Source organism: Brevundimonas sp. CURTG3B2_SDJG, from assembly GCF_057364705.1.
The window spans coordinates 1-559 of record NZ_JBNFOJ010000592.1 but is presented as its reverse complement, the minus strand read 5'-3'; the positions used below and the strand labels follow the sequence as shown (position 1 = coordinate 559).

Below are 559 nucleotides of genomic sequence, written 5' to 3'. Positions count from 1 at the left end.
CTCGCCGCTCGGCCTGGGCGGTCGCCAGTCGTTCGGCGGCGTCGGCGCGCCAGCTCCAGGCGGGACGGACGACCAGCAGCCAGACCAGGACGCCGGCGATCAGGGCCAGCATCACCGCCAGCATCCGGCGCTCGCGCACGGTGCGGCCGTCCCACCAGCCGCGCAGGGTTGTGATCGCCGCGCTCATTTCGCGCCTCCGATGGTGATGTCGCTGACGATGCGGCCGCCCTCCTCGGCCACGCCGGTCTCTTCGACCGTCAGGCCGGCGCCGGCCATCGCCGTGCGGAGGACGGCGACGTCCTGGTAGTCCGGATGGCTGAGGGTGGCCTTCATCCCCTCGCCCGGGTCCGAGACCAGGATGTCCAGTTCGGCGCCCTCGACGTTCTCGACCGCCGCGAACAGGGCCGCGGCGGCGGCGGCCACGCCATTGGGCGGGGGCGCGACCTTCACCCGTTGGCGGAAGGTGGCGACGGGGTCGGGCGCGCGGGCCAGGTCCGGCGCGAAGCGAACGATCTCGGCCGCCGTCCGCTTTCGCCATATCGCGCGCCGCCCAGGTCGT

At 74.2% G+C, this 559-nt stretch carries 2 protein-coding genes; both read right to left on the bottom strand.

From position 1 onward, the window contains the following. Positions 1–187: type II secretion system protein GspM (gene gspM / locus AC2W7C_RS18855; RefSeq protein ID WP_486002705.1), on the bottom strand; the 187-nt coding region annotated here is incomplete at its 3' end. Next, positions 184–559, bottom strand: a 376-nt coding sequence (locus tag AC2W7C_RS18850; protein ID WP_486002704.1) for a hypothetical protein, incomplete at its 5' end; no start/stop codon positions are given. The genes gspM and AC2W7C_RS18850, both read right to left, overlap by 4 nt.